The following is a 5,243-nucleotide window of genomic DNA, read 5'->3' as shown; positions in this document are numbered from 1 at the left end:
AAGAAAGAACAAGATAAATTATATTTGGGAAATTTGGACGCGAAGAGAGATTGGGGTTACGCAAAAGATTATGTCGAGGCAATGTGGCTTATGCTTCAGCAGGAAAAAGCGGAAGATTATGTCATAGCTACGGGAGAGACGCATTCGGTTAGAGAATTTTTGGATGAGGCTTTCGGTTTGGTAGGACTCGATTGGAAAAAATATGTCGAAATAGACCCGAGATATTATAGACCCGCCGAAGTCGATTTGCTTCTTGGAAATCCCGCAAAGGCTAAAGAAAAATTAGGATGGAAACCGAAAACGACTTTCAAAGAGCTTGTAAAAATAATGCTCGAATACGATTTGAATAACTGCGGATTAAGTTTGGACAAAATAAATAAAGCTTAACAATGGAACTAAAAAAGAATTTAATCGAATATTTGGTTTGGATAATTCCGTTTTCTAAATTAAGAAACAGAATAAGAATCAATTCAATTTTTCTTAAAGATTTTGGCTATAGAATAAATTACTCAAATTATAAAGATAAAGTAAAAGGCAAGAAAACTTTTTTCGTGCGAGGCGACTGGGCGGTAAACGAAAGAGAATTCAAAAATAATTATTTCTACAATTTTATAAAAAGATATTATTTGCCAGATTTGTCGGTAAGCTATAATCCCGATATAGAGTTTTTCGCTCCAAACGGCAAAAGATATTTTTTGGAAAAATCGAAAGCTAAAATTAAAATTTTCTACACGGGAGAATGCGTTTCAAAAAATGCCATAAGCAAAGTTTGGAGCGAATATTCCGATAATTGCGTGAACGATGTCGATTTGTCTCTCGGCTTCGACAGATTGGACGAAAACAAATATAAAAATTATGTTCGCTTTCCTATTTGGATAAATTATCATTTTGGCGAAATATTGGAAGAGAATTTTACCAAAGATAAAATTAAAAAAACTATTGACAATATAAATAGCGCAAAATCTAAAAAGAATAAATTCGCTTCGTTAGTCGCAAGTCATGATGCTCCGAAAATTAGAACGGAAATTTTTAATAAAGTTAGTAAAATCGGCGAAGTAAAATGCGCGGGAAAATTACTTCATAATGACGACACTTTGAAAAATGAATTTAATAACAATAAAATAGAATATTTAAGAGATTTCAAATTTAATATCTGCCCCGAAAATACGATTAGCGATGGTTATATTACCGAAAAATTATTCGATTCGTTTAGAGCGGGATGCATTCCAATTTACTATGGCGATGAAAATATTGAAATGGATTTGGTAAATAAAAACGCTTTGTTGTTTTATAGAAAAGGAGAAGATAATTCGGCGCTTTTGAAAGAAGTTGAAAAATTGAATAAAGACGATAAATTATTTGAAGCTTTTCAAAGTCAAATTAAAATTAACGATTCTATGATTGATTATCTTTGGGAGCGAAGAGAGAAAATTTTAAATCGATTGGAAAATCTTATAAACGAAAGATTGAAATAAATTTAAAATAATAATTAAAATAAGTTTTAGGAAATTAAAATGGTTCTTCTTTATAAAAGATTTGGAGACAAAAGCAATAGGCTTCTTCAAAATATGCATTTCGAGGCTTATTGTAAAGAAAATAATATAGAATATCATAATCTCGAATTTTACGATATGGAAGATTTTTACGGAATAAAAGACAAATACAGTTTTAAGAAAATTCCTAAAATATTTTTGCCGAATTTAAATACTCGCTATAGAATAATTGAAAATATTTCCAAATTGGCGGGCAAATTAAATATAAAAAATTTTTTGATATTCGATTATATGAATATTGAAGATAGAAACAATATCGCTCTTTACGATAAACAAATATTGGAAAATAGAGATAAAACGATTTTTGTGTCGGGTTGGGAATTTAGAGTTCCCGAACTTGCCATAAAATACAGAGATTATTTCAAAGAAAAATATACGCCAAAATTAGAAAAGTCTTCATATATATATGAGAAATTTAAAAATTACGATATAAAAGTCGGCATTCATATAAGAAGAGGCGATTATCGAGGCTGGAATAACGGAAAATATTTTTACGAGGACGAAGTTTATAACGATAAAATAGAGCAGTTTTCAAATTTATTCAAAGATAAAAAGATATTATTTATTTTATTTTCAAACGAAGAGATAACTTTGAAACCGAAACGAGATTATATTATTTCAAAATGCGATTGGTATGAGGACCATTATTTGCTGAGTTTATGCGATTATATAATTGGCGCGCCTTCCACTTTTACGATTTGGGCAAGTTTTATAGGCAATGTTCCTTTGATGCATGTTTTAGGTAAAGACGATAAAGTGGATTTGAATAGTTTTAATGTCGGTTTGGATATGACGCCCGTTTGATTTAAATAATAGTTTTATGGTATGTTGACTTTTTTATTTTAAAATTTATAATATCGTATATGAAATTTGGAAGATTAATAGGAAATATATGGCAAATAAGAAATCTAAAGACGAATTACGATATAATTTTTTTATAAAAAAGACTTTAATTGTTTATTCTGCAAGAGTAATTATTACAGTGTCTTTTCTGCTTTTGATTTACGGAACATTTTATTTAATGGTAAAATCTGGAGATAAAGAAATAGTAAAATATATATCAAAAACAATTATAAGTTTATTTGAAAGCGATAAAAAATTTACAATTTCGTTTGTTTTTAACTTATTGCTTTTTATATTATTAATCATTAATAAAATTAATTATAATAAATTAAAAATATATAGGAACAAATAATTATGATTACAAAAGTATATGTATATATGATATTTATTTTGTTTATAATATATATGTTTTCTATAATATGGAAAAATATATTTATACAAATGAGCATAAGATATTTAATTTCTAAACGAGAATATATTAGCAATAATAAACTTATAAATAAAAGAGATAAAAAAAGATATATAAAGAATATAGACATATTAATCGATATATCCGATAACTTTTCAATATTAGAACATATAATAGGTTTTTTTATAGCTAAAAAAAACGGATTGCTTAATAATAACGACAACATAGTGGAAGACAAATTATTAGATAATATTATATCAAATTATATTAAATTTATGATATGCAGCTCGTTATTACTTTTTATTTTTTTAATATTATTTGCCATTATTTTATTTGTAATAAACTTCATTTTGAATATATTTAATAAGTCAATAAAGATTATAAAAACTATACATATAGACAGTTATCAATATATAAATCTAAATATTAATAATCATATGATGTAAATTATAATAACTCCTATTAATTTTTACTCTTAAACAAATTTCCCATCTGCCGAATAATTCTCTTAATCTCTCTACTCACATTATGCGTAAGAGAAAACGGAATCAAACCGAATCTTTTAATCGCTATTTCAAAATCGGCTTCTCTATCGCATTCTATTTTTGAAGGATGAATAATATTTTTTGTGTCCATCGGATAAGTTTTGCGGTTTGCATTTGGGTCATTTGGAGCTGATGTATGCGTAGCATCTTCTCCATACCCTATATTACATAAAAAATTTGTATTTGAATTTATAGAAACTCATCCATACACATTATTATATAAGCCCATTGTGTATCCCATACGGAATTATGACTTCTTTTCACTCTTGGAAACCAATTCCTCCAATAATCTCTTATATTAAAATCTTTATATCTCTTTCTTAAAGTCTTTGATAAATCTTTTAATGTAAAAGATTTCATATCTGGGTCATTATATCGCCAAGCTCTTCTCCAAGTTGCAAATCCGCATCCATGCATAACTGTAGCAAAATAATAACTCGCATCTCCTACTTTTCTATCTAATGGATTTTCTCCCGCAATATGCATTATTCTTTCGTTGTCTTTATAATAATTCAAAAGTTTTTCACAGTAATCAAAAAATGAAATTTCGGGTAAACAATCGTCTTCTAAAATTATTCCCTGTTCTACATTTTCAAAAAACCAATTTATCGCGTTGACTGGTCCATAACAGCAACCGACATTTTCTTCTCTAAATAATGTTTTAAGATTGCATTCAAAATCTATTGTATTTAAAATTGCCTCTCTCGTTTCCAAACATTTTATTTTTTCGTCTTCGTCTCTCCAGCCGTCCGCCGCTATATACAAATATTTAGGTTTAACTTGTTTTATAATTTCCAAAACTTTTAGAGCCGTGTCTTTTCTTTTGAATATTATAAAAAGTATGGGAGTTTCAAACATAATTATCTCCCCGTTAGTCCGATTTTCTTTAATAAATATCTTCTTACTTTGTCTCGCAAATTGAAAGTTGGAATAAACCAAACGATTTTATCAATTAACTTTCGCTTTTTAGCGTTTTCTTCGTAAGTCGTATTTCCGCCCGCTTCTATCCATATTTTATTATTTTCTTCCCATTCTTTATTGTAAGTTCCTCGCCAAAATTTTGCGGGTCCGATTGCATGAATTATATGAGATTCTTTTGCTATGTTTGAAGTCGGATAAGCGCCGTAGCTTTCCGTCAAGTCATGCGTTTCTATATTAAATTCTTGTATAAGTAAATTTAATATTGATTGGTCGTTGGTTTTGTATTCTTCCGCTTTATCATAACACCATTTTGACATTATTTGATAATTATTCAAACTGTCGTTAATTAAAAATACCGCCGCTATAATCGATACTTTATTTAAATCGTAGCCTTTGACTAAATCTATATTTTCTTTTGTAAAATTCCCAGAAACTGTCATTTTATTTGCAAAATAAGAAATTGCCAAAGGAGTTTTTATATCAATAATTTCGGAAATATCTTTTTGTATAACGATATCGGTGTCGACATAAAAAACTTTTTCGTATTGTTCAAGCAAATTAAAAGCCTCAAAACGAGCGTAAGTAAAACTGCTAAAATGATTTAATTCTCTCAAATTAAGCATTTCTTTTGAAAAAGGTGATTTATATATTTTGATTATTATTCTTGGAAAAATATTTTTAAGAGCGTTTTCGTCTTTGCCTTCGAGTTTGTCGGTGAGAAATATTATATCGTAATCTTCGCGAGTCAAATTTTGAAATAAATATTTTTTAGCTCCGATAATTACATTTCCAACCGCAAAGGCTTCGTTTCCCGTAGAGCATAATAATAAGGCAATTTTCTTTTTCACAAACTTACCGCCTTAAAAAATGCAATAGCAAATCGCCCTGAAAAGAATGCAGAGAAATGCAAAAAGTATAAAATTAGCGCTTGGCTTGGCTTGGCTTGGCTTCATGAAACTAAAATTTATATTT

The 5,243-nt window shown here is 28.4% G+C and carries 7 protein-coding genes; 4 read left to right on the top strand and 3 right to left on the bottom strand.

The features are described from left to right. The 4 genes from EZH24_RS06870 to EZH24_RS06850 form a co-directional block, all read left to right on the top strand. Window positions 1-387 (top strand): GDP-mannose 4,6-dehydratase (locus EZH24_RS06870; protein ID WP_137998389.1); only part of this gene is annotated, 387 nt, incomplete at its 5' end. Window positions 388-389: 2 nt separating this feature from the next. Next, window positions 390-1,475 carry a glycosyltransferase family 10 domain-containing protein gene (locus EZH24_RS06865; protein WP_137998388.1) on the top strand — a complete coding sequence of 362 codons (1,086 nt, stop codon included), beginning with the start codon at window positions 390-392 and terminating at the stop codon, window positions 1,473-1,475. A 39-nt stretch (window positions 1,476-1,514) separates the two neighbouring features. After that, on the top strand, window positions 1,515-2,357 hold the full coding sequence (locus EZH24_RS06860) for an alpha-1,2-fucosyltransferase (protein ID WP_137998387.1): 843 nt from the start codon (window positions 1,515-1,517) through the stop codon (window positions 2,355-2,357). A 393-nt stretch (window positions 2,358-2,750) separates the two neighbouring features. Then, window positions 2,751-3,251 (top strand): hypothetical protein, encoded by a 501-nt coding sequence (locus EZH24_RS06850; RefSeq protein ID WP_137998385.1) that lies wholly within the window; start codon window positions 2,751-2,753, stop codon window positions 3,249-3,251. Window positions 3,252-3,267: 16 nt separating this feature from the next. On the opposite strand, the gene EZH24_RS15070 is transcribed toward EZH24_RS06850, so the two are convergent. The 3 genes from EZH24_RS15070 to EZH24_RS06840 form a co-directional block, all read right to left on the bottom strand. Further along, complete coding sequence (locus tag EZH24_RS15070; RefSeq protein ID WP_236847100.1) at window positions 3,268-3,441, bottom strand: hypothetical protein; 174 nt, start codon at window positions 3,439-3,441, stop codon at window positions 3,268-3,270. A gap of 98 nt (window positions 3,442-3,539) precedes the next feature. Beyond that, window positions 3,540-4,208 (bottom strand): hypothetical protein, encoded by a 669-nt coding sequence (locus EZH24_RS06845; protein ID WP_236847099.1) that lies wholly within the window; start codon window positions 4,206-4,208, stop codon window positions 3,540-3,542. A gap of 2 nt (window positions 4,209-4,210) precedes the next feature. After that, on the bottom strand, window positions 4,211-5,119 hold the full coding sequence (locus EZH24_RS06840; protein ID WP_137998384.1) for a glycosyltransferase: 909 nt from the start codon (window positions 5,117-5,119) through the stop codon (window positions 4,211-4,213). Between the last annotated feature and the right edge of the window lie 124 nt (window positions 5,120-5,243).

The sequence above is a fragment of the Brachyspira catarrhinii genome (genome assembly GCF_005518285.1).
GTDB classification, from domain to species: Bacteria; Spirochaetota; Brachyspiria; order Brachyspirales; family Brachyspiraceae; genus Brachyspira; species Brachyspira catarrhinii.
This window is presented reverse-complemented; position numbering and strand designations above follow the sequence as displayed.

Bases quoted from the DNA above. Each gene is read 5' to 3' on its own strand.
- EZH24_RS06865 (WP_137998388.1), top strand. From the start codon at position 390: ATGGAACTAAAAAAGAATTTAATCGAATATTTGGTTTGGATAATTCCG.
- EZH24_RS06860 (WP_137998387.1), top strand. From the start codon at position 1,515: ATGGTTCTTCTTTATAAAAGATTTGGAGACAAAAGCAATAGGCTTCTT.
- EZH24_RS06850 (WP_137998385.1), top strand. From the start codon at position 2,751: ATGATTACAAAAGTATATGTATATATGATATTTATTTTGTTTATAATA.
- EZH24_RS15070 (WP_236847100.1), bottom strand. From the start codon at position 3,441: ATGGACACAAAAAATATTATTCATCCTTCAAAAATAGAATGCGATAGA.
- EZH24_RS06845 (WP_236847099.1), bottom strand. From the start codon at position 4,208: ATGTTTGAAACTCCCATACTTTTTATAATATTCAAAAGAAAAGACACG.